Annotated in this window: 24 protein-coding genes; 8 read left to right on the top strand and 16 right to left on the bottom strand. The window is 58.6% G+C overall.

Annotation, left to right across the window (positions count from 1 at the left end; translation table 11 throughout):
• Positions 1–33 precede the first annotated feature (33 nt).
• From RTK01_RS09215 to RTK01_RS09200, 4 genes are all read left to right on the top strand, one after another.
• Complete coding sequence (locus RTK01_RS09215; RefSeq protein ID WP_397352609.1) at positions 34–477, top strand: aspartate carbamoyltransferase regulatory subunit; 444 nt, start codon at positions 34–36, stop codon at positions 475–477.
• A 35-nt stretch (positions 478–512) separates the two neighbouring features.
• A complete protein-coding gene (locus RTK01_RS09210) occupies positions 513–1,694 on the top strand; it encodes a DMT family transporter (protein WP_312280695.1) in 1,182 nt (393 codons plus the stop codon).
• 116 nt (positions 1,695–1,810) lie between these two features.
• Positions 1,811–2,845, top strand: a complete 1,035-nt coding sequence (locus tag RTK01_RS09205) for an EamA family transporter (protein ID WP_312280694.1) — start codon at positions 1,811–1,813, stop codon at positions 2,843–2,845.
• A gap of 27 nt (positions 2,846–2,872) precedes the next feature.
• Positions 2,873–3,382, top strand: coding sequence for a GreA/GreB family elongation factor (locus RTK01_RS09200; RefSeq protein WP_312280693.1), 510 nt, complete (start codon positions 2,873–2,875; stop codon positions 3,380–3,382).
• 152 nt (positions 3,383–3,534) lie between these two features.
• Here RTK01_RS09200 and RTK01_RS09195 read toward each other — a convergent pair whose 3' ends face one another.
• Together RTK01_RS09195 and RTK01_RS09190 are read right to left on the bottom strand one after the other, a co-directional pair.
• Complete coding sequence (locus RTK01_RS09195; RefSeq protein WP_312280692.1) at positions 3,535–3,840, bottom strand: hypothetical protein; 306 nt, start codon at positions 3,838–3,840, stop codon at positions 3,535–3,537.
• An 11-nt stretch (positions 3,841–3,851) separates the two neighbouring features.
• On the bottom strand, positions 3,852–4,370 hold the full coding sequence (locus RTK01_RS09190; RefSeq protein ID WP_312280691.1) for a shikimate kinase: 519 nt from the start codon (positions 4,368–4,370) through the stop codon (positions 3,852–3,854).
• Positions 4,371–4,680: 310 nt separating this feature from the next.
• Between RTK01_RS09190 and RTK01_RS09185 the strand changes: the two genes are divergently transcribed.
• Together RTK01_RS09185 and RTK01_RS09180 are read left to right on the top strand one after the other, a co-directional pair.
• On the top strand, positions 4,681–5,406 hold the full coding sequence (locus RTK01_RS09185; protein ID WP_312280690.1) for a GntR family transcriptional regulator: 726 nt from the start codon (positions 4,681–4,683) through the stop codon (positions 5,404–5,406).
• 379 nt (positions 5,407–5,785) lie between these two features.
• Complete coding sequence (locus tag RTK01_RS09180; RefSeq protein WP_312280689.1) at positions 5,786–7,297, top strand: IMP dehydrogenase; 1,512 nt, start codon at positions 5,786–5,788, stop codon at positions 7,295–7,297.
• Between the two features lie 157 nt (positions 7,298–7,454).
• Here the strand turns inward: RTK01_RS09180 and trxA are convergent, their stop codons facing one another.
• The 9 genes from trxA to RTK01_RS09135 form a co-directional block, all read right to left on the bottom strand.
• Positions 7,455–7,772: a thioredoxin gene (trxA, locus tag RTK01_RS09175; protein ID WP_312280688.1), complete on the bottom strand. Its 318-nt coding sequence runs from the start codon at positions 7,770–7,772 to the stop codon at positions 7,455–7,457.
• A 45-nt stretch (positions 7,773–7,817) separates the two neighbouring features.
• The gene (locus RTK01_RS09170; RefSeq protein ID WP_312280687.1) at positions 7,818–8,636 is read right to left on the bottom strand and encodes an NAD(P)/FAD-dependent oxidoreductase; all 819 of its coding nucleotides are present in this window, start codon (positions 8,634–8,636) and stop codon (positions 7,818–7,820) included.
• Positions 8,626–8,913: a helix-turn-helix transcriptional regulator gene (locus RTK01_RS09165; RefSeq protein ID WP_293010396.1), complete on the bottom strand. Its 288-nt coding sequence runs from the start codon at positions 8,911–8,913 to the stop codon at positions 8,626–8,628. The genes RTK01_RS09170 and RTK01_RS09165 overlap by 11 nt, the downstream gene beginning before the upstream one ends.
• Before the next feature lie 328 nt (positions 8,914–9,241).
• Positions 9,242–10,684 carry a cysteine--tRNA ligase gene (gene cysS, locus RTK01_RS09160; RefSeq protein WP_312280686.1) on the bottom strand — a complete coding sequence of 481 codons (1,443 nt, stop codon included), beginning with the start codon at positions 10,682–10,684 and terminating at the stop codon, positions 9,242–9,244.
• Between the two features lie 3 nt (positions 10,685–10,687).
• Positions 10,688–11,344 carry a serine O-acetyltransferase EpsC gene (epsC, locus tag RTK01_RS09155; protein ID WP_312280685.1) on the bottom strand — a complete coding sequence of 219 codons (657 nt, stop codon included), beginning with the start codon at positions 11,342–11,344 and terminating at the stop codon, positions 10,688–10,690.
• 511 nt (positions 11,345–11,855) lie between these two features.
• A complete protein-coding gene (era, locus tag RTK01_RS09150) occupies positions 11,856–12,755 on the bottom strand; it encodes a GTPase Era (protein WP_312280684.1) in 900 nt (299 codons plus the stop codon).
• Positions 12,756–12,835: 80 nt separating this feature from the next.
• Positions 12,836–13,435, bottom strand: a complete 600-nt coding sequence (recR, locus tag RTK01_RS09145; RefSeq protein WP_293010388.1) for a recombination mediator RecR — start codon at positions 13,433–13,435, stop codon at positions 12,836–12,838.
• 185 nt (positions 13,436–13,620) lie between these two features.
• Positions 13,621–14,265 (bottom strand): ribulose-phosphate 3-epimerase, encoded by a 645-nt coding sequence (rpe, locus tag RTK01_RS09140; protein WP_312280683.1) that lies wholly within the window; start codon positions 14,263–14,265, stop codon positions 13,621–13,623.
• A gap of 359 nt (positions 14,266–14,624) precedes the next feature.
• Positions 14,625–15,278, bottom strand: a complete 654-nt coding sequence (locus RTK01_RS09135; protein ID WP_312280682.1) for a ferritin-like domain-containing protein — start codon at positions 15,276–15,278, stop codon at positions 14,625–14,627.
• A 269-nt stretch (positions 15,279–15,547) separates the two neighbouring features.
• On the opposite strand from RTK01_RS09135, the gene RTK01_RS09130 reads away from it, so the two are divergent.
• A complete protein-coding gene (locus RTK01_RS09130) occupies positions 15,548–16,288 on the top strand; it encodes an ABC transporter ATP-binding protein (RefSeq protein WP_293007481.1) in 741 nt (246 codons plus the stop codon).
• Positions 16,285–17,208, top strand: coding sequence for a SufD family Fe-S cluster assembly protein (locus RTK01_RS09125; protein ID WP_312280681.1), 924 nt, complete (start codon positions 16,285–16,287; stop codon positions 17,206–17,208). The genes RTK01_RS09130 and RTK01_RS09125 overlap by 4 nt, the downstream gene beginning before the upstream one ends.
• A 318-nt stretch (positions 17,209–17,526) precedes the next feature.
• Here the strand turns inward: RTK01_RS09125 and RTK01_RS09120 are convergent, their stop codons facing one another.
• The 5 genes from RTK01_RS09120 to RTK01_RS09100 form a co-directional block, all read right to left on the bottom strand.
• Complete coding sequence (locus tag RTK01_RS09120; protein ID WP_312280696.1) at positions 17,527–18,009, bottom strand: GNAT family N-acetyltransferase; 483 nt, start codon at positions 18,007–18,009, stop codon at positions 17,527–17,529.
• A gap of 26 nt (positions 18,010–18,035) precedes the next feature.
• The gene (gene uvrA, locus RTK01_RS09115; protein ID WP_312280680.1) at positions 18,036–20,861 is read right to left on the bottom strand and encodes an excinuclease ABC subunit UvrA; all 2,826 of its coding nucleotides are present in this window, start codon (positions 20,859–20,861) and stop codon (positions 18,036–18,038) included.
• A gap of 88 nt (positions 20,862–20,949) precedes the next feature.
• The gene (gene ybaK / locus RTK01_RS09110; protein ID WP_312280679.1) at positions 20,950–21,447 is read right to left on the bottom strand and encodes a Cys-tRNA(Pro) deacylase; all 498 of its coding nucleotides are present in this window, start codon (positions 21,445–21,447) and stop codon (positions 20,950–20,952) included.
• Between the two features lie 4 nt (positions 21,448–21,451).
• On the bottom strand, positions 21,452–22,378 hold the full coding sequence (locus RTK01_RS09105) for an EamA family transporter (protein ID WP_312280678.1): 927 nt from the start codon (positions 22,376–22,378) through the stop codon (positions 21,452–21,454).
• Between the two features lie 147 nt (positions 22,379–22,525).
• Positions 22,526–22,977: UvrB/UvrC motif-containing protein (locus tag RTK01_RS09100; RefSeq protein WP_312280677.1), on the bottom strand; the 452-nt coding region annotated here is incomplete at its 5' end.

Here is a 22,977-nt window from a genome sequence, read left to right as displayed (position 1 = left end):
CCTGATTCTTTTGCTTCTGGGCCTGTGCGCAGAATGAAGGAGGGTTTGCCAGTGAATATCGACAGCATTCAAAACGGCGTGGTGCTGGACCACATTCAGGCCGGAAAATCCATGGACATCTACAAGTATCTGCATCTGAACCTGTTGGACTGCTCCGTGGCCATTATTAAAAACGTCCGCAGCGGGCGGATGGGCAAAAAGGATATTATTAAAATCGACTCTCCCATGGAAGTGGATTTGGACGTGCTGGGCTACATAGACTCCAGCATCACCGTTAACGTCATTCGGGACGGGGTGCGGGTGGCGAAAAAGCATCTGGAGCTTCCCGCGCGGCTCACGAATATCATCCACTGCAAAAATCCTCGGTGCATCACGGCGGAGGAACCGCAGTTGGACTCCATCTTCCTTTTGAGCGACCGGGAAAAGCACGTTTACCGCTGCGCCTATTGCGACGCAGAAAAAAAGCGGAAGTTTTAAAACGACTTTACGCAAAAAGGGAGGAAGTACCGCGGATGGAACGGCAGTCTGACGCAGCCTTGGCAGGAACCCCAGAAGCGCTTCCCCCTCCGTCGGGCGACATTTTAAATGCGCCTGACGCGCCCATTCCCGACTTAGGGGAGTGGCCTTCCTCCGAGAATTGCGCGGAGTACGCTTTGGATGAGCGTCCGGAGTGCACTCAAGAAGAGTATCCGGAATGCGTCCCGGAGGAATGTTTGGAGGAAGATTCCTCACCATCGACGGACGCCTTGCGTTCAGACGCTACGGGGTCGGACGGCCAACCACCCGACGCGGCAAGCAGTTCCGCCCCGCGCCTGACGCCCCGGCTGGCCGTGGGCCTGATTTTGCTGCAAAGTCTGTTTTTCGGCTTTGGGGACCCCATCTCCAAAAACGCGTTCAACGTGGTGCCGGTGTTTACCCTGCTTTTTGTGCGGTATCTGCTGGCATTGCTTACGCTTTTTGTGTTTTCCGGGAGACGGATTGTGGAGGGGCTGCGCCGCTGCCGTGTGCGAGACTGGATCGGTTCGGCCCTGTGCATTGCCCTGGCAAGCGTGGTGGGCAATGTGGCCATTACCCTCTCCGCAGCCACCAGTGTGGCATTTCTCCGGTCCCTTTCCACCGTGATGACGCCCTTGCTGGCGCTGGCGCTGCTGCGCCGGAAATACTCCCGCAGACACATTCCCATCCAGCTTTTCGTGGTGGCGGGACTGTATCTTCTTTGCGGGCAGGGCGGCCTAAGCGGTTTTGGCCCGGGGGAGGTGTTGTCCCTGCTGACGGCTTTGCTTTTGTCAGGCACTTTGGTGCTGGGGCAAAAATCCTTGTGTCAGGTGGACCCGCTGACCCTCTCCGCTGTCCAAACCGCCACAGCAGCAGTGCTGGCGGGAGCCTGCACCTTCTTTCTTGGCGGGGGCTTGTCCTCTCTCTCCGCCGCCACGCCCGGGGTGTGGGGCGTGGTGCTCTATCTGGCGATTCCCTGTACGGTGGGCGGCTTTTTGCTGCAAAACGCGGCCCTGACCGCCGTTTCCGCTCGGACGGTTTCTCTGGTACAGAGCATCTGCCCGGTGACAACGGCGCTGTTCTCCTTTCTTCTTTTGGGAGAGCGGCTTAGTCCCGTAGGGCTGCTGGGGGCGGGCGTCATTGTCGCCTGTGTGGCCGCCGAGAGCCTCCTCCCAGAGGATGGGCCTTGCAATCCGTAATCAAATGCGTTAGAATCGAAGATACCGCGCGGCTTCCCGCAACAACGGGAAGCCGCGCTTTTGAAAGCCCTTGGGCGTGACGACGCCGGGGGCTCCCTGTATTGAGAGGTACTTTCATGACGGAAAAGCAACGCGCCCTGCGGGGCGCTCTGTGCTCCGCAGTCGGCGGCGTTTTCTGGGGCGTTTCCGGTGCCTGCGGGCAATATCTGTTTGAAACCTTCGGCGTGCCGTCTATCTGGCTGGTGTGCGTGCGGACGCTGATGGGCGGCGGAATCCTGACGTTGCTGATCCTACCCAGATATGGGCGGGATCTGCTGGCGCTGGTCCGCCAGCCCCGGGAGCTTGCAAAGCTGGCAGTCTTCGGCCTGTTTGGCCTGCTGATGTGCCAGTATGCGTATCTGACCGCCATCGGGTACAGCAACGCGGGCACCACCACGGTGCTGCAAACCCTGAGCCTTGTGCTGGTCATGCTCATCACCTGCGCCCATACCCGGACGCTGCCCAGCCACATCCAAATTGTGGCTCTGCTGCTGGCCCTGACAGGAACCTTCATTCTGGCCACCGGCGGCAACCCCGGGCAAATGTCTCTTTCCGTGCGGGGGCTTTTCTGGGGCCTGCTCACCGCTGTGGCGGCGACGACTTACACCCTACTTCCCCGTGTGCTGGTGCGGCGCTGGGGGCAGTTGATGGTCACCGGGGCGGGTATGCTGATTGGCGGCGTGTTCATCAATCTCGCCGCCCGAAGCTGGCGCTATTCCGTGAATCTGCCTTGGCAGGGCTGGCTGGCGGTGGCTGGCGCGGTGATTTTGGGTTCCACTTTGGCGTTCCCCATGTTTATGCAGGGCATTTCCGACATCGGGCCGGTGAAGTCCTCCATGCTGGCGGCCACAGAACCGGTGTCTGCCACGGTCTGCTCCGCCCTGTGGCTGCGCACGGCCTTTTCTCCTGCGGACCTAATCGGCTTTCTCCTGATTCTCGCCACCATCTTCCTGCTGGCACGGGAGGACAGAGCGGCGGGCAGCGCCCCGACCGACAATGTGGAAGACCTCGTTCCCGAAGCCGGCATGGCGGAAAGAGTCCCCGCCGGAGCGGACGAAAGCGGCACACATGAGGCCCTTTCGGCAAGCGTTGGGCAAAAGCAGGACCCATAACCTGAAAATCACGCTTGGGAGGGTTTTATGTACGATGAGCTGACAGAAGTTGACATCCGAAAAATGGAGGAAGAAATTTCTTACCGCACAGCCGTGCTGCGTCCAAAGCTGATCGAGGACGTGCAAATTGCCCGGGGCTTCGGCGACCTCAGCGAAAATTTCGAGTACAAATGCGCTAAGCGGGACAAAAACCGCAACGACAGCCGCATCCGCTACCTCCAGAAAATGATTCAAACGGCAAAAATTATCCAGCCCGACACCGTCGGCGCGGCAGACAAGGCGGGCTTGTTTGACACGGTGGTCATCGTCCCCGCCCTCACGGGCGTCCCCCAGACCATCCGCATCGTCACCACATTGCGTCAGGACGCGCTAAAGGGCCTGATCAGTAAGGAGTCCCCGGTTGCAAGAGCGGTGCTGGGCCATCGGGCCGGAGAGGTTGTCCACGTGGATCTGGGCGAGGGGCGGGGATATGAGCTGACCATCCAGTCGATAGAAAAGGGCACGGACGACCCGTCTCTGGACATCAGCGGCTACTAAATTGCCCCGCGACTCAAGCACGGTATCCCAAATTATAAACCCCCGGCTCTTGACGAACCGGGGGCTTTTTTTATCATGCTTCGTTCACGGCGATCCGCAGCGCTTTTTAAACAGTGGTACTTCCCATCGCCTGCGGCGCTTTGCGCAGTCAGCTATCCGGAATAGGCGACGCAGACCGCCAGCGTGACAATCCACGCCAAAGCCAGCCCAATCGTCACCAGAGACAGCCGCTTTTCCTTCGGCGTAAGCTCAGAATAAGCGCTTGACGTTCCACCCGCGGTTCTGAATGCCGGAAACAGCAGCGGCACAAATACCATCGCCGCCGAGTATCCCGCAAGAGCAAACACGGAAAGCTTAAAATAGAAACGGGGAAGAACGCCCAACAGGCACAGCCCGTTCCATGCAGTGGCCGCGGCCAGAGCAATCAGCATCATATATCTTTTCAACTTAATACTCATTCATACGCTCCTCAACTTTTCAGACTCAGCCCTACGGTGCGCATCACTTGCTCCACCTGATGGGCGGTGGCGTCCTCGCCTTCCCGGCTGGCCACAATCATGTCGGCATACTTGGCGTACAGCGGTTCCCGCTCCCGGTAAATCTCCCGGATAGTCATATCTCTGGGCGCGGCGATGCCCCGGTCCCACAGGTCTTGGGGCATCCGGCCTTCAATTTCCCGCAAAGGCGTTTCCAGCCAGATGCCGACGCCGTTTTCCAGCAAATGCTCCATGGCATTGTGGGAGAGAACCATGCTGCCGCCGGTGGCAATCACCGTGCTTTCAAGATTTAGGCTTTCGCCAACCTTCCCTTCCAGCACCACAAAGTCGTCCACGCCCATCTCCATCAGCAATTCCTTCAGAGTCTTTCCGGTCCGCTCGTTAATCACGTCGTCCACATCTAAAAACGTATACCCCAGGCGCTGCGCCAAGGTCTTGCCCACGGCGCTCTTGCCCGTGCCGGGCATACCGATTAAAATCAGATTCTTCACAAGCTCCTCCTTAAAAATGCTCTCCCTGCGCTCTTGAACCCGCCGGAAAGCCTCAGTCCGTCCGTCTCGCAGCCGCCAAATGAGGCAGCGCAGCACCTGACAACTGCCATTATAATAATTCCACGGACAAATGTCCACCAGTAATTTACACAAAAATCAATTTCCCCGGGGCCTTCTCTCTGCGTAAAAGCCCGAGGACGAAATCTGTGGATTTTGTCAGTTGCGACAAACTCAAAAGGCGGCTATAATGGGGGCAGCTTATGAGGTATTACCTGCTATGATAGATTTCATCGATAATGAGGTGCGTATTATGAGCGATCAGCTACCCCGGTCCAAAACCATTCGCACGCAGCTTCTTTCCGCCATGCGAGACGGCCCCTATGCCAATTGCGACCGCCTTCCCCGGGAGAGCGCGCTGGCGGAGAGCATGGGCATCAGCCGCACCCAACTGCGGGACGTGCTGGCTTCTTTGGAACGGGAGGGCTTTATCACCCGCCGCCACGGCGTGGGCACCGTCATCAACCGCCACGTTTTAGATATTCAAACCCGCATGGACATTGAGCTGGAATTTCTGGACATGATCCGCCAGAGCGGACGCAAGCCCGCCGTGGCCTTTGTTCGAGTGGAGGACGATGAGGCGGACGCGGATGTGGCGCGCAAGCTCCACATCCCGGTCAACGCGCCGGTTATTCGCATTTCCCGGCTGTGCACCGCCGACGACAAGCCCGCTATCTATTGCGAGGACATCATCGAAAAGGCGCTTGTGAAGGGCAGCTACACCGCCCGGGACCTCAAGTTCCCTATTTTCCACTTTCTCCGCCGGTTCTGCGACGTAATTCCCTATTTGGACCTGACCGATGTGCGGCCCGGACTGGCGGATGCGGCTCTTTCCGAAATTTTTGGTCTTCCCGTGGGCGCACCCCTGCTGCGCATGGATGAGGTGGACTACGACATTGATGGGAAGCCGGTATTTTTCTCCCGCCAGCATTTTACGGATGGAATTTTTAATTTGACCGTCATGCGCAAAAAGCTGTGACAAACGCTCTTTCGATATAAGGTTGGGAAAAGGCGCGGGAATCCCCGCGTCTTTTTATATGAAAAACATGTGGGATCGCCCCACGGCAGCTAAGGAGATTGTGGTTTTCCGGCAATGTGCGTTTGAGGATCGCACCTTTAAGAGGCGGAAAGCAAACCGTCCTCTCTTGAACGACGTTTTGCCGCCATGGCGGGACGCCGGTTGACTAAACCATTCGGTCACGGTAAATTTTCGGACTTTTTTTCCATACCCGTTGCTTTTTCCCCGGGACGTGGTATTCTAGAGAACAAGAAAAATCGGACTGGGGCTTATTTTCCGGCTTTTGCCGGGTGTGCGCCGTCCGTTTCCCTCCAGCATACACAACGAAAGAGGTGGCCTTATGGCATATTTTTTCAACGAACCCTCCCACACCTTCAGCGAGTACCTGCTGGTGCCGGGCTACTCCTCCGTGGAGTGCATTCCTGCCAACGTGTCCCTGAAAACCCCCCTTGTGAAATTCCGCCGAGGGGAGGAGCCTGCTCTCTCCGCCAACGTCCCCATGGTTTCCGCCGTGATGCAGGCCGTCTCCGGGGATGAGATGGGCATTGCCCTTGCCCGGGAGGGCGGCGTTGCCTTCATTTACGTGTCCCAGCCCATCGACCGGCAGGCCGAGATGGTCCGCCGGGTAAAGGGCCACAAGGCGGGCTTTGTGGTCAGCGACTCCAACCTTCGACCCGACAGTACACTTTCCGACGTGCTGGCCCTGAAAGAAAAAACCAGCCACTCCACCATGGCCGTGACTGAGGACGGCAGCGGCACCGGCCGACTTTTGGGCCTTGTCACCAGCCGGGATTACCGCGTCAGCCGCATGGACGGCACGGAGAAGGTATCCTCCTTTATGACCCCCATGGAAAAGCTGGTTTACGCCCCGGAGGGCACCAGCCTGAAGGAAGCCAACAACCTGATCTGGGACCACAAGCTCAACGCCCTCCCCATTGTCTCCAAGGACGGGTCCTTGGTGGCCTTTGTGTTCCGCAAGGATTACGACACCCATAAGGACAATCCTCTGGAGCTGCTGGACGGGCAAAAGCGCTATGTGGTGGGCGCGGGCATCAACACCCGGGACTATGAGGAGCGGATTCCCGCGCTGGTGGAGGCCGGAGCGGATGTGCTGGTCATGGACTCGTCGGAGGGCTTTTCCGAATGGCAGAAGCGCTGCCTTGTCTGGGCCCGTGAAAAATATGGCGACAGCGTAAAAATCGGCGCGGGCAACGTGGTGGACGGCGAGGGCTTCCGCTTTCTGGCGGACGCGGGGGCCGACTTTGTAAAGGTCGGCATCGGCGGCGGCTCCATCTGCATCACCCGAGAAACCAAGGGCATCGGCCGGGGACAGGCCACGGCGGTAATCGACGTGGCGGCGGAACGGGACCGGTATTTTGAAGAAACCGGAATTTACGTTCCTATCTGCGCCGACGGCGGCGTTGTGCAAGACTATCACATCACGCTGGCGCTGGCCATGGGCGCGGACTTCTGCATGCTGGGACGGTACTTCTCCCGGTTTGACGAAAGCCCCACCGCAAAGACGCTGGTGGGCGGCAGCTATATGAAGGAGTATTGGGGCGAGGGCAGCGCCCGCGCCCGGAACTGGGAACGGTATGACTTAGGCGGCGACAAAAAGCTCAGCTTTGAAGAGGGCGTAGATTCCTACGTTCCCTATGCAGGCGCTCTGGCAGACGGCATTTCCACCACCCTTGCCAAAATTCGTTCCACCATGTGCAACTGCGGTGCACTGAGTATTCCTGCGCTGCGGGAAAAGGCCAAGCTGACGCTGGTTTCCTCCGTTTCCATTGTGGAGGGCGGCGCACACGACGTGCTGCTGAAAGACACCACCAACTCCGCAAACCGGAATTAAGCGACCCGTTTCAGATCACCGCAGGCTTGCGGAGGTAATTCCCTCCCGGAGGAACAGTCGATAAAGTATTTCACAAAAGCCAAGAACAGCGGCGCTCCGCAGACAAATGTCTGCGGAGCGCCGCTTAAGTTCTTTTTCTTTTTCAGGCCCGCTGAAATTACAGGCTTTCGTCCAGCACGGCGGTGAACGCCGCCTCGGGCATCACGCCCACCTTGCGGTCAAATTCCTCCCCGTTTTTTAAAAACACCAGCGTGGGAATGGACATGACCCCAAACCGTTGAGCCAGCTCCGGCTCCTGGTCAATATTGACCTTGGCCACCAAAGCCTTGCCGTCATAATCGGCGGCAATTTTCTCCACCGTGGGCCCCACCATTTTGCAGGGGCCGCACCAATCTGCCCAGAAATCCACCATCGCCAGAGGGGCTGCCTCGATCGTCGCGTCGAATTCCGTGTTGTTCAAATGCACCAATGCCATTTTTCAAATCTCCTTTTTCTTTATTTTATCTTCCGTTGGTTTTCTTTATTCTTTCCGCGCCAGCGCGGCCACATACGCCGCCGCGCTTTGCCCGGCGATCAGACCCTCACCCGCGGCCTTTGCCGCCTGAAGGGGCGTTCCCGTGCAGTCTCCCGCAGCAAACACGCCGGGCAGGGACGTTGCCATGCGGCGATCCACCTGCACATAGCCGTTTTCCACCGTAAGGCCGGGAAACAAATCTGTGGGCGCCAGCGCGGGCCGCAGGATAAACACGCAGGCCACCTCTGCCGTCTCGCCGCCGCAAATCACCTTTTCCACCTTGCCTTCGCCGGTAATCTCGCAGTCTTTTGGTCTATCGAAGTAATGCACCTCGCAGCCAAGGCCCTTTAAAAACTCCGCCTCGTGCCGGGCCGACTGGCTGTATCCCAGCACCGCCACGGGCTTGTTCCGGTAGAGCATTCCGTCGCAAGTGGCACAATAGCTTACACCCCGGCCCAAAAATTCTTCCTCGCCGGGAAATTTCTTTCCCCGGGCAACGCCCGCCGCCAGCACCACGGCCTTGGCCTCCTGCACGTCGCTGCCCACGCTGACATACCACGCATCGGACATGTTCATGGCGGACAGTGCCTTGCCTTCGGCAAATTCCACCCCGTCGGTCTCCGCGTGCTTTTGCATGGCGAGAAGCAACTCCTCCCCGGTGACACCGGGGAGCCCCGGATAGTTCTGCACCCGCTCGGATTTCCACAGAGGGTTTTCTTCCACCGGGTTGGAAATCACCAGCACGCTTTTCCCCCGCGCCCGGACGTTGATTGCCGCGCTCAGCCCCGCCGGACCGCCGCCGATTACCAGCACATCACAGGACATAGTTTGAAACCTCCTCCTGAAACAACGCCGCCACCAGCCGGGCAACCTCCGGCGACGCGGCTCTGTAATACACTTCGTTTCCACTGCGCTCCGCCGCCACAACTCCGGCGGCCTTCAGCTTTTGCAGATGCTGAGAAATGCAGGACTGACTCACGCCCGTTCCCCGCTCCATGCAGCCCACGTTGCGGCAGCCGGTGTTCAACAGGGAGTGGACAATTTTCAGCCGCGTGGGATTGGCCAACGCCTTTAAAAGCTCCGCCTGATGGTCATAGTCCATTTCCGGTTCTCACCCGTCCTTTCTCTAAGGCTCCGTTCGAAGTCGGCTTTTTCGCCTTAATTTATTTACTCATTTTGTTTTATTAGAATATCCTAATATATGCATATCTTCAGTAGTATTTGCAACAAATTAAAAAAATATTTTTAAAAAGGGCCAGACGCATAGCGCCCGACCCTTAGTTTTTAAAAAGCATGATTCACGCGGCCTGTTCTACGCAATTTCCAAGCCTGTCTCCCGACGGGATAAACTGCTCTGCCCGAAAGGCATCGGTTGGAGAGATTGGAATCCGGGTCCGCCCACGCGGCCCGACGCACGTTCCCTCAGCGGTTTACGCCCGCTTCCACACCGCGCCGCCGGGTACGTCGGTAATCTCCACACCCTTGGCGTTCAGCTCGTCACGGATGCGGTCCGCCTCGGCAAAATTTTTGGTCTTTTTGGCCTCGGCTCGCCGGACCACCAGCGCGTCAATCTCCGGGTCGCCCTCGCCTTGCACGGTGAAGCCGCCCTGATTGGAGCTGATGGACTTTGCATCCTGCTCTCGCTTTTTCGCCGCCTGATCCAGCAGTCCCAGACTTAAAACTTCGTCGAACTCTTCAAAAAGGGCCAGCTTCGTCCCATCGGAGATATCCGCTTTCAGCACATCGTACAGCGCGGTCACGCCCAAAGACGTGTTCAAATCATTGTCCATGGCGGCCCTGAACTTTGCCCGCAGACCATCCGCCGTCTCGCTGCTCTCCGCCGGGCCGTCCTTCAAGAGGGCAATCCGGGCAATCAGCTTGCCATAGGCGGTTTTCGCATTGTCCAGATTTTCATAGGAAAACACCAGCGCCTTGCGGTAGTGGGACTGGAGACAGAAGAAACGGTAGTCCATGGGGTCGTAGCCCTTCTCCTCCAGCAGGGAAACCGTGAGAAACTCCCCCTTAGACTTGCTCATTTTTCCGCCGCTGGTGTTCAGGTGCAGAACGTGGAACCAATAGTTGCACCAGTGGTGCCCCAGATACGCCTCGGACTGGGCGACCTCGTTGGTATGGTGGGGAAAGGCGTTGTCGATCCCGCCGCAGTGAATGTCCAGATCCTCACCCAGATGCTTCATGGAGATACCCGAGCACTCAATGTGCCAGCCGGGATAGCCCACGCCCCAGGGAGAGTCCCATTTCAGGGCCTGATCCTCAAATTTGGACTTGGTGAACCAGAGGACGAAGTCGTTTTTGTTGCGCTTGTTGGAGTCCTCCTCCACACCCTCCCGCACGCCCACGGCCAAATCTTCCGCGTCGTGGTCGTTGAACAGGTAATAATGCTCCAGCTTGGAGGTGTCGAAATACACGTTGCCACCGGCCTGATAGGCGTGGCCATTTTCCATCAGGCGGGTAATGATTGTGATATATTCATCAATACATCGCGTGGCAGGCTCTACAATGTCGGGCCGCTTGATGTTCAGCTTGCGGCAGTCGTCAAAAAACGCGTCGGTATAAAACTGGGCGATTTCCAGCACAGACTTGTGCTCCCGCTGGGCGCCCTTAAGCATTTTATCCTCGCCGGTATCCGCGTCGCTGGTGAGGTGCCCCACGTCGGTAATGTTCATGACACGCTTGACGTTATAGCCCACGTAGCGCAGGTGCTTTTCCAGCACATCCTCCATGATATAGCTGCGCAGGTTTCCGATGTGGGCAAAATGGTAGACCGTGGGACCGCAGGTATACATCTTCACGATATCCGGGTGGTTGGGCTTAAATTCTTCTTTTCTATGGGTGGCAGAGTTGTAGAGATACATAGCTCAGGCCGTCCTTTCCTTGATGGTTTTCAACTGCTGTTCCAGCGCGTCTATCCGCTGGAACAGGGCAAGCAGCTCCTCCTGCACGGGGTCGCACATATCGCTGATCTGATCCACATCCTCGGCAAAGCTGGCCACGGGCTTTTGCCCGCTGACCCGCACCACCTGCGCCGGAACACCCACGGCGGTGGAATTGGGCGGAACCTCACTGAGCACCACCGCTCCCGCCGCGATGCGGGACTGATCCCCCACGGTGAAGGGGCCAAGCACCTTGGCCCCGGATCCCACCATCACGTTGTTTCCGATGGTGGGGTGGCGCTTTCCCTTATCCTTCCCCGTCCCGCCCAGCGTCACGCACTGATAGAGCAGGCAATCGTCCCCCACCTCGGCGGTTTCTCCGATGACGATGCCCATGCCATGGTCAATGACCAGACGGCGGCCGATTTTTGCGCCGGGGTGGATTTCAATGCCGGTCCAAAAGCGGCTCCACTGGGAGACGCACCGGGCAAGAAACATCATGTTTTTTTGAAAAAAGAAATGGGCAATCCTGTGATAAATCGTGGCATGGACGCCGGGATAGAGCAAAAAAACCTCCAGCTTGCTGCGGGCGGCGGGGTCCCGGCTCTGATATGCGCCCAACAATTCCGACAAACGGGTCATATTCAAGACTCCTTTTCAATCTCAATGATAAAATATGCCGGGGAAGTCAAACCCGGACATCGACAGGCAAGCATCCGCATACAGCACTCCTTAGCACTCTTTTTAAATGTTAAATAAAAAGCGCCCCTCGTACCTCAAATAGGTACAAGAGGCGTCGGCGACGCGGTTCCACTCTTGCAAATACTCGTGCCGGCCCAGCAGCCGGACAGCCTGATAACGGCGGCTTCACCGGAGGGGATTAACCTCACGCTCCCGGACGCACTTCACACTTCCCTCCGCAGGCGCGCTTTCAGCCGGTGGCGCGCCCTCTCTGCCCTTTGGGAAAATGCTACTCTTTCCGTTCCTCGCGTTCTTATTATATTAGCAGGCTTTGCAATTCGTGTCAAGAGGGGCGTATGAAGCGAAAAGGACGGGGAAATTGCTTTCGTACAGGCGCTCCGCGCAGGACGGTGCACTGCGCAAAAACGCGGGGCGCACGATATCGTGCGCCCCGCTGATAGGTGTCTTCGTCTCAATTGTCCCGATAGCCCAGATTCCGCACATAGCCCAGGTTGTCCCGCCAGTTTTCCTTCACCTTGACCCAAGTCTGAAGATAGACCTTGGTCCCCATGAAGCGCTCCATGTCGTGGCGGGCCATGCTGCTGATTTTTTTCAGCATAGCGCCCTGCTTGCCGATGATAATGCCCTTGTGACTGGACTTCTCGCAGTAAATCGTGGCGTCCACCTCGATCACCTCGTCATCTCGCTCGGAAAACTTGGAAATCTCCACGGCGGTGCCATGAGGAATCTCCTTATCAAGGCACAAAAGCAGCTTTTCCCTCAGAATTTCTCCCATCACCTGCCGCTCCGGCTGGTCAGAGGTCTGCCCGTCCGGAAAGAGCTGAGGCCCTTCCTTGGCGTATTTGTTCATCTCGCCCAGCAGGTCATCCAGTCCGTCCTTCCGGTGGGCGGAGATGGGGATGATGGCGGCAAAGCCGTCCCACGCCTCGTTGTACGCCTGTATTACCGGCAGCAGCTCGTCGGGCTTCACAGTGTCCGTCTTATTGATGCACAGAATCGTGGGGATGTTTTCCTCCCGTACTCGCGCAATCAGCGACGCCTCCGGCGCGCCCACGTGGGCGATGGGCTCCACCAACAGCAATGCGCAGTCCACGTCGGAAAGGCTGGAGGTGACAATTTTCACCATATAATCTCCCAGTGCGGACTTGGGCTTGTGCAGACCCGGCGTATCCATCAGGACAAACTGGATTTCTCCCCGGTTCACCACGCCGCAGATGCGGTTGCGGGTGGTCTGGGCTTTGTTGGACACGATGGCGACTTTTTCGCCCACCAGCACGTTGGTGAGGCTGGATTTTCCCACGTTGGGCCGTCCGCAGACGGTGACCATGGCGGTTCTTTTGATTTCGGGCATAGATGATCCTCAACTTTCTTCGTTTGAGCAATTATTTGTATGGGCCGGACGGACCGGCCCCGGCTTTCTTTTTGCTGTCTTTATATCTCCCGACGGCCCTCCAGCGCGCGGGAAAGCGTGGCGTCGTCCGTAAATTCCAGATGGCCGCCCACGGGGATGCCGTAGGCCAGACGGGTCACCTTCACTTCAAAGGGCTTTAAAAGCCGCGCAAGATACATGGCGGTGGCCTCCCCCTCCGTGTCCGGGTTGGTGGCCATAATGACCTCCTCGATGCCCCCCTTGGCAACCCGGTCCAGCAGGGGGCGGATGGCAAGGTCGTCCGGGCCTACATGGTTCATGGGGGACAGGACTCCGTGGAGCACATGATAGTGCCCTCCAAATTCCCGGGACCGCTCCAGCGCCGCCACATCCCGGGGGTCCGCCACCACGCAGATCACGCTTCCGTCCCGCTTGGGCGAGGAACAGATGGGGCACAGGCCCCCGGCGGTAAAATTCTGGCACACAGGGCAGCAGGTGACGTGCTTTTTCGCGTCTATAATTGCACGCGAAAACTCCAGTGCCTCCTCCTCGGGCAGCCCCAGCACATAAAACGCCAGCCGCTGGGCGGACTTTCCGCCGATACCCGGCAGGCGGGCAAACTGCTCCACCAGCTTTTCCAGCGGCGCGGGAAAATATTCCATGGTCAGACCTCGCTTTTTAATTGATGGCGGCGGTGCGCCGATTCAGGGATGAAATCCGGGCAGCCGCCGGAATGCTCCGCAACAAGCTGCACTGCGGTGCGATCAGCCTTGGCGAACGACTTCTCCGACTATCCCTGGCATCGTCCGCAAAGGGACGGACCCTAAAATGTCGGAAACTTCCCTTCTTAACTCCGCAGAAGCTGAATGCGAGCGGCAATGTCCTCCGCTCCGTATACCGCGCTGCCTGCCACCAGCACGTTTGCTCCCGCGTCAACGCAGGCGCGGTAGGTATCAGGGCCGATTCCCCCGTCCACCTCCAGCTCGCAGGCCGGATTGCGCTCGTTAATCAGAGCGCGGATGGCGCGGATCTTGTCCAATTGGTCGGTCATAAAGCTCTGGCCGCCAAACCCTGGCTCCACGGTCATCACCAGAATCAGCTCCACCCGCTCAAGATAGGGCAGCACCGCCGAAACCGGGGTGGCAGGCTTCAACACCACGCCCGCCCGCTTGCCCTTGGCGTGAATCACGTCGATGGCGGAGAGAAGGTTCTCCTCCGTATCCGCCTCCACATGGAGGGTGACAATGTCCGCCCCTGCGTCGCAGAACCGCCCGGCGTACCGTCCCGGCTGCACAATCATCAGGTGAACGTCCAGCGGCTGCTGCGTCACGGGCCGAATTGCCTTTACCACCGGCAGACCGATGGAGATGTTTGGGACAAACACGCCATCCATCACGTCCACATGCACATAGTCGGCGGTAGAAATTTTCCGAATGTCCCGCTCCAGGTTGGCAAAGTCAGCGGACAGGATAGACGGCGATATCTTTATCATTATAAGCCCTCTTTTCAATGAAAAATCAGCGCCCGCGCAATAGCCGGACCCTTTCGGCGGCAGGAACCGCCTGCCCCGGCCGGCATAGGATAGCCTAAGCGGAAGGGCGCCACGCGGCACCCCACGCGGTGTCCGGCCCCGACGCGGTGCCACCGCTTTTTTGAATAGGGCCGGCAGGGTAGCCTGCCGGCCCGCTGCTTTGCGTTTCCCGGCTTATCCCACGGTAATTTTGTCTTTTAGTATACCAAATTTTCCGAAGAAATGCAAGCCGCACTCCGGGTTTTGCCGGAACGCAAGAGAGCCGCCTGCTTTGCAGGCGGCTCTCTTGCGCGAAAGCTCTCCGGAGCCTTGCCGCTTTTTTACTGCTGCTGACGCATGGCCCGCTCCAGCAGCATCATTAACTGATCCGCATGCCGGTATCCATCCGCGCTCAGTTCGAATAAAAGCTTTGAAAGGCAGGGGTCCGAGGTGCTCTCCGCTGCCCGCTCATATTGCTGGGCGCGGCATACCTCGTCCTGATACCGAGCCCGCAGAGCAGGGCAAAGCTGGCCCACATAAATGCGCTCATAGGCCGAAGTGGGCTGATAGCACTGGCAGGTGATGAGATAGTGCACCGCCATCAGCCTGCGTGCATGGGCGCCCGCGTCCTCGGCCATGTCCCGCAGCGTCTGGCGCGCCCAGCCGGGGGCCTGCCGGGAAAAGGCCAGATAATAGCGCTTGGCCGCCAGCTCCTCTTCGATAAAGCTTTGCAAAACCCGCAGCATCTCCATGGCCGACGTACCCATGCAGCATGGATTTGCCTCAATACAGGAGAGGCCGTCCGCCACGGAGTCGGCTTTGACCTGTGCCGTGCAGGCGGTTTCCTCCGGCTCGGAGGCGGCAGCACTGACGGCGGGAGTTTTTGTCGTGGCGCACTCCGGGGTCACGCCGGGATAGGGGTCCAGATTGGGAGAAACCCGCTGCCAGATTTTGTCGTATTGCCGGTAGTCGTATGTATCGGCCTGCTGTTGCATAAAAAACGCTCCATTCCGCCGCTTCGCGCCGGCAAGTATTAAAAAACGCGCCGCGCCCCGCCGCGCGAAGCAAATTCCCGGCGGAGTCCAGTCCTCTTCTTCATGGTATGCATCAGCCACGCTCCGTGTGCCAGTAAAAACGGGGCCACAGATAAATCCGCCGCACTTCGGACAGAATACCTAAATCTGGCTGTTAGCATTGCCTTTTTAGAAAAAAAATGGTAGAATAACCGCGTATTTTGAAAAAACGCGCAAGGAGGAATCGCGCTGTGCTGGAATTGCAACATATCCATTACGCCGTTCAGGAGCCGGAGGGCAAGCTGGAGATTTTAAAGGACATCTCCCTGACCGTCGACGACCACCGTCTGGTGGTGTTCACCGGGCCTAACGGCGGCGGAAAAACCACTTTGGCGAAAATTGTCATGGGTCTTGTGAAGCCCACATCCGGTAAAATTCTATGGAACGGAGAAGACGTGACGGATCTCGGCATCACAGAGCGGGCAAAGCGGGGCATCAGCTACGGATTTCAGCAGCCCCCCCGGTTCAAGGGATTGACCGTCCGGGACCTTCTGACCATCGCGGCGGGAGACGGGCCGCTTTCCAAGGACCTTTGCTGCCAGTATCTCACCCGGGTGGGCTTGTGCGCCAACGACTATCTAGACCGGGAGGTGGACGCGTCCCTCTCCGGCGGCGAGGTGAAGCGCATCGAGATTGCCACGCTTCTGGCCCGGAGCGCACAGCTTATGATTTTTGACGAGCCGGAGGCGGGCATCGATCTGTGGAGCTTTTCCCGGCTGACGGAAACCTTTGAGCAGATTCACCAGTCCGGCAGCGCCACCATGATTGTCATTTCCCATCAGGAGCGGATTATCTCCCTGGCGGACGAGGTGGTGGTCATCGGCGACGGGGGCGTCACTCTCCGTGGCTCCGCCGACGAGATTTTGCCGGAAATTCTGGCGGACACCACGGGCTTCTGCCCGGTTTTGACAAAAGGGGGCGCAGCACGATGATGGATACCGAAGTGGACCGCGCCCTGCTTGAAAAAATTGCGGACCTGATCGGGAAGCCCGTGGGGGCCTTCAACATCCGAAAGGACACGGGATGCGACGGGCGGCAGAGCTCGGAAAACATTGAGATCACCGGCAAGGAGGACAAGCCCGGCATCGACATCCGCATTAAGCCCGGCACGGCTGGGGAAACCTGCTATATCCCGGTCATCATCACCAAGCCGGGCATTGAGGAGCTTGTCTATAACGACTTTTATATCGGCGAAAATAGTCATGTCAACATTGTGGCGGGCTGCGGCATCCACAACTGCGGAGACACATCCAGCCGCCACGACGGCGTACACACTTTTTACGTGGGGAAAAATTCTCACGTTCACTATACGGAAAAGCACTATGGCGAAGGGGACGGCAAGGGCGGCAAAATCATGAATCCCCAGACCATCGTATATCTGGAGGAGGAGGCCTCTATCCAGATGGACACCACCCAGATCCGGGGCATCGACTCCACCAAGCGCTACACCAAAATTGTCTGTGGGAAAAACGCGGAGGCGGTGGTGACGGAGCGCTTGCTCACCCACGGAGAGCAAACGGCCAACAGCGACATGGAGATTGTGCTGGACGGCGAAGACTCCAAGGGGCGGGTGATTTCCCGGTCTGTGGCGCAGGATACCTCTGTGCAGACCTTCCGCCCGCTGATGACCGGCAACGCCAGAAGCTTTGGCCACGTGCAGTGCGACTCCATTATTATGGGCGACGCAAAAATCCGCTCCATTCCGGAAATTGCCTCCAATTGCATGGATGCACAGCTCATTCACGAGGCCGCCATCGGCAAAATTGCGGGCGATCAGCTCTTAAAGCTGCAAACCCTTGGCCTGACTGAGGAAGAAGCGGAAGACCGCATTTTGAAGGGCTTTTTGGCGTGACTTTTCGGTGATGTCCTCACATTTATCATGTCACTTTTTGTCCAATTTCCACGAAACTCCGTGTGGAATACCGCGTAGCGTCAGAGATGTTAAACGCCGGTGCCGCTTTATTGGCGGCATCGGCGTTTTTTGTTTCCTATAAAGTCAAACATACGACACGGGGCAAAGATGCCTGCCGCGCCCAAAAGCAATCAAGCAGCTTTGCCCGCAGCAATTTTCAATTTCCCCTTGCGTTTGTATAGTTAGAAAGACGGACTGCGGTATCGCCGCAGTCCGTCTTCTGCCTTTGCGTAGCCGGAAACTTTTCAGCTCCCGTCATCAAAATTCCAGCGTCATATCGTACCACACCGCGCCGCCGTGAACGGACCCAGACACGCCCTGATTGCGATAGCCAAGGCCTTCATACCACGGAAGCAGCGCGGCCTTGCAGGTGAGGATGCAGCCCCGCCGACCGGCAAGCCGTGCGTCCTGCTCCGCTTCCCGAAGCAGCCGGGCGGCAAGGCCTCGGCGGCGATAGTCCGGCAGGGTGTTCACGCCGAAAATCGCCTGCCACGCCCCGTCCTCCCGGTGAAGAGACGCGTCGGAGAACATCTCGTCTCGGATGGTTTCCTCGTTTGTTGCCATGCCGTTGACAAAAGAGACGATTTCCCCGTCCTCCTCCAAAAGCCAAAAGTGCCGGAGATAAACCCGGAGCCGCGCGGCGAAGTCCTCCTCTGTCGCCGCCTCTGCCGCCGGAAAACACGCGGCTTCCACCTCGGCCAGCGCCTTTAAGTCCGCCATTTGGGCGGTGCGGATGTTCATGCTTCGGTCTCCCATCCAATCTCCCATCAGAGGAGCATTTTTTTCAGGTATCGCCCGGTGTAGCTCTCCGGGCAGGCGGCGACCTCCTCCGGCGTGCCGGTGCAGACGATGGTCCCGCCGCCGTCGCCCCCCTCGGGGCCAAGATCAATGAGGTAGTCGGCGCACTTGATGACATCCAGATTGTGCTCGATGACCAGCACCGTGTTGCCGCCCTCCACCAGCTTCTGAAGGACTTCCAGAAGCCGCCGGACATCCTCGCTGTGAAGGCCGGTGGTTGGCTCGTCCAGAATATAAATGGTGCGGCCCGTGGCCACCTTGCTCAGCTCCGTCGCCAGCTTCACCCGCTGTGCCTCGCCGCCGGAAAGCTCCGTCGAGGACTGGCCCAGCTTCACATAGTCAAGGCCCACGTCGCACAGGGTTTGCAGCTTCTTGTTGATCTTGGGCAGAGCGGAGAAAAACTCCGCTGCCTCCTCCACCGTCATGTCCAGTACCTGAGCAATGTTTTTGCCCTTATAGCGAACCTCCAGCGTCTCCCGGTTATACCGCGCGCCCTTGCACACCTCGCAGGGGACAAAGATGTCCGGCAGGAAGTGCATCTCAATTTTCAGCAGTCCGTCGCCGGAGCATGCCTCGCACCGTCCGCCCCGGACATTGAAACTGAACCGGCCCGGGCCATAGCCCCGGCTTCTGGCCTCCTGCGTGGCGGCGAACATATCCCGGATGTCGTTGAACAGCCCGGTGTAGGTGGCAGGGTTGCTACGGGGGGTGCGCCCAATGGGGCTTTGGTCAATATCCACCACCTTATCAAGATGCTCCAGCCCCTCGATACGCCCGCACTTTCCGGGCCGCGTCTTCATGCGCATCAGTTCCGCACCCAGCTTTTTGAAAATAATTTCGTTGACCAGAGACGACTTTCCCGACCCGGACACGCCGGTGACGCAGGTAAAGGTCCCCAGCGGAATTTCCACATTCACGTCCTTCAGATTGTTTTCTGCCGCGCCCAAGACCTTCAACACACTGCCGCTGCCCGTCCGCCTGACTGTGGGGACGGCGATCTTCCGCCGACCGGATAGGTATTGCCCCGTCACGGAGTTGGGATTTTCCATAACCTCCTCCGGCGTTCCGGCGGCCACGATTTCGCCGCCGTGGACGCCCGCACCGGGACCAACGTCAATTAAATAGTCCGCCGCGCGCATGGTGTCCTCGTCATGCTCCACCACCAGAAGGGTATTGCCCAAATCGCGCAGGCGCTTGAGGGTGGCCAAAAGCTTGTCATTGTCCCGCTGGTGCAATCCGATGGAAGGCTCGTCCAGAATATACAGCACCCCCATCAGAGAGGAGCCGATCTGTGTCGCCAGACGGATGCGCTGGCTCTCGCCGCCGGATAGGGTCCCCGCCGCGCGGGAGAGGGTCAGATACCCAAGGCCCACGGACTGCAAAAAACCAAGACGGCTTTTAATCTCCCGGAGAATTCGGTCGGCAATCAGCATCTGCTGTTCCGTTAGCTTCAGCTTGCCCACCCAGTCCAGCTCGTCCACCACGGACATTTTTGTGAAGTCATAGATGCTCACATCCCCCACGGTGACGGCCAACGCCTCCTTGCGCAGGCGCTTTCCCCCACAGGTGGGGCAGGGCTGCTGGGTCATGAATTCCTCCAGTTCCCGGCGCATGGAGTCGCTCTGGGTCTCCTGATAGCGGCGCTCCAGATTGGTGCAAATGCCCTCGAAGGGCTGGTGCAAAACACCCTTGCCCCGGGGCTGGTCGTAGTGCAAGTCCAGCTTCTCATTGCCAGTCCCGTAAAAAATGACGGTCTTAATATCCTCCGGCAGGTCATTAAACGGAACGGACAAGGAGAACCGGTACTTTTTTGAGAGCGCGTCGAAATACATCCGGGAAATGCCGTCGCCCCGGATGTTGTTCCAGCCGGAGGCCTGAATGGCCCCGTCCAGAATGGACAGTTCCCCGTCCGGCACCACCAGCGCGGGGTCCACCTTCTGCTGGCTGCCAAGACCCATGCAGGCAGGGCACGCGCCGAAGGGGTTGTTGAAGGAGAACAGCCGGGGCGCCAGCTCTTCAAGGGAAACGCCGCACTCCTCGCAGGCATAGTTCTGGGAGAAGGTCAAATCCTGCTCCTCCCGCACCAGATTGATCAGCACCACGCCTCCCGTGAGGGAGGAGGCAGTTTCCACCGAGTCCGTCAGCCGCTGGCGCACGTCCTCCCGGATAATCAGCCGGTCCACCACGATTTCAATGGTGTGCTTTTTATTTTTCTCCAGCTTCAACTCTTCGTCCAGCTCGTAGAGGGAGCCGTCCACCCGGACGCGGACGTAGCCCGATTTGCGGGCATCCTCAAAGGTCTTGACATACTCGCCCTTTTTCCCTCGCACCACCGGGGCCATCACCTGAATGCGGGTCCCCTCCGGCAGAGCCATCACCTGATCGATAATCTGGTCAATGGTCTGCTGGCGGATTTCTTTGCCGCACTTGGGACAATGGGGCGTACCCGCCCGCGCCCAGAGAAGGCGCAGATAGTCGTACACCTCCGTCACGGTGCCCACGGTGGACCGTGGGTTTTTGGAGGTGGTCTTCTGGTCGATGGAGATGGCGGGACTAAGCCCGTCGATATAGTCCACATCCGGCTTTTCCATCTGCCCCAAAAACATCCGGGCATAGGAGGACAGGCTTTCCACATAGCGGCGCTGGCCCTCGGCATAAATGGTGTCAAAGGCCAGGGAGGACTTTCCCGACCCGCTGAGTCCGGTGAGCACCACCAGCTTGTCCCGGGGAATGGTCACATCCACATTTTTAAGATTGTTGGCGCGGGCGCCCTTTACAACGATTTTGTCCTGCATATTCTAAAAAACTCCTTGCCGTCCCCCGAGGAGACGTTTCCCGCGGGGTACGTTCCCCGCCACCATCTCCCGGCGCAGTACGCCGGGGTCATTCCACCACAATATCTGCCGTCTCCGCCTGTAACAGCGCCAGCAGGTCCCGCACGGGAACCTCCACCTGCGCGCCGATTTTCCCGGCGGAGATATAGACCGCTTCAAAGTCCGCCGCTGTTTGATGAAACACGGTGGGAAACCGCTTTTTCATCCCCACGGGGCTGCACCCACCACGGATATAGCCGGTGACGGCCAAAATAGACGCCACGGGGAGGAGCTGCACCGACTTCTCTCCCACGGCCTTGGCGGCCTTTTTTAAATCAAGGCTGTCCGCCACCGGGACCTCATATACATAAATTCCCCCGGACGCGCCTTGGGCAACCAGCGTCTTAAAGACCCGCTCCGGGTCCTGCCCCATGGACTCAGCCACATGGAGGCCGTATTCCCGATCCCCTTCGGGGCCGTCCGCATCCTCGTAAAAGTGGGCGGTGTAGAGAACTTTTTTCTGGTCCAGCAACCGCATCACATTGGTCTTTTCGTCTTTTTGCTTCATCGTCTCACCTCAAAATCACCACGCCCGCAAGGACGCACACGATTCCCAAAAGCGTCAGCCCGTTCATAGGCTCCTGAAACACCAGCACGCCGACAAGGGTTGCCACCACCGGTTCAAGACTTGCCATAATGGACGCCTTGCCGGACTCCACCCGGGCAAGGCCCGACGTATACAGCAAGTACGGAGCCACGGTGGACACCGCCACCAGCCCCAGCGCGCCCAGCCACAGGGAGGGCGCGGCGCTCAGTGCCGCCAGCTCCGTCGGTCTGATAAAAAACAGCGAACCCACGCCGGCAAACACGAAGGTCCACACGGTGGTGGTCCGGGCGTCGTACCCGGCCCGCAAGGCGTATCGCCCGAAGATGCTGTACAGCGCGTAGAAAAAGCCCGCGCCAAGGCCCAACAGAATCCCCGCCGGAGTGACCGTCAAATCCCCCGCAAAAACGCCGCACACAAGGGCGCAGCCTAACAGTGTCAGCAGCAGTGCCAGCAGCTTTTTCTTCGTCACCGGCTCCTTCCAGAGAACGGCGGACAAAACCACCACGATGGACGGGGCCGTATACAGCAAAATGGACGCCACCGCCAGAGACGTGATTTTCTGACAGGAGAAATAGCACACGGTGAACAGCAGCACGCTGACCACGCCGGTCCCGAAAAAGTATTTCAAATGCTCTCGCTTCACCCGGAACACACTGCGGTCCCGAACGGCAAAAATCGCGGACAGAAGGGCAAGCCCGCCTGTGTTACGCACCAGCACAATGGACCACGGGGAAAGGCCGCCGCTCATCAATCGGCGGTTCCACAGTCCGATCATGCCCCACAGCGCCGCCCCTGCCAGAATGCAGGCGTAGGCCCGCCAGTCCGCGGGGGTTTTCTGCGGGGGCGTTTGATCCTGTCCTTGTGCTTCTGTGATTTCTCTGTTTTCCTCCATGCGCTCTCCTTCCGCCCTTCTGCCTGCTTCGCGGCCGTGGCCCCCGCTTTTCATTCGCAGGTTTCCCTTCTTTGTTTTCCCACGCCAAATCCGCCGTACTTCCTTCCAAAAAAAGTCCCGGCAACGCCGTGGGGCGGCGCGGCCTGATTATCCTCCCCGCAGCTCGATAATACGGTCCCGAAGGATGGCGGCATACTCGAATTCCAGCATCTTGCCCGCTTCCTTCATTTCCTTTTCAAGCCGCGCAATCTCCTCCGCCTGCTCCCGGTCGTTGAGCTTCGCCTTCCGGCGCTTTCCTGCCGTTTCCGGGTCGGCGGACTTGGAGATTTCCAGGGTGTTCCGCACGTCCTTGATGATAGTTTTGGGCACAATACCGTGGGCCTTGTTATACTCGTCCTGAATTTTCCGGCGGCGCTCCGTCTCGTCCATGGCGGCCCGCATGGAGGGGGTAATCTTATCCGCGTAGAGAATGACCAGACCGTCGGCGTTTCGCGCCGCGCGGCCCATGGTCTGGATCAGGGAAGTTTCGCTGCGGAGGAACCCCTCCTTATCCGCGTCCAACACGGCCACAAGGCTCACCTCGGGTAAATCCAGGCCCT

This window comes from Oscillibacter sp., assembly GCF_031978065.1.
In the GTDB taxonomy this organism is placed as follows: domain Bacteria; phylum Bacillota; class Clostridia; order Oscillospirales; family Oscillospiraceae; genus Oscillibacter.
Note: the sequence above shows the minus strand (reverse complement) of the source record. Positions and strands in the feature narration are given on the sequence as shown.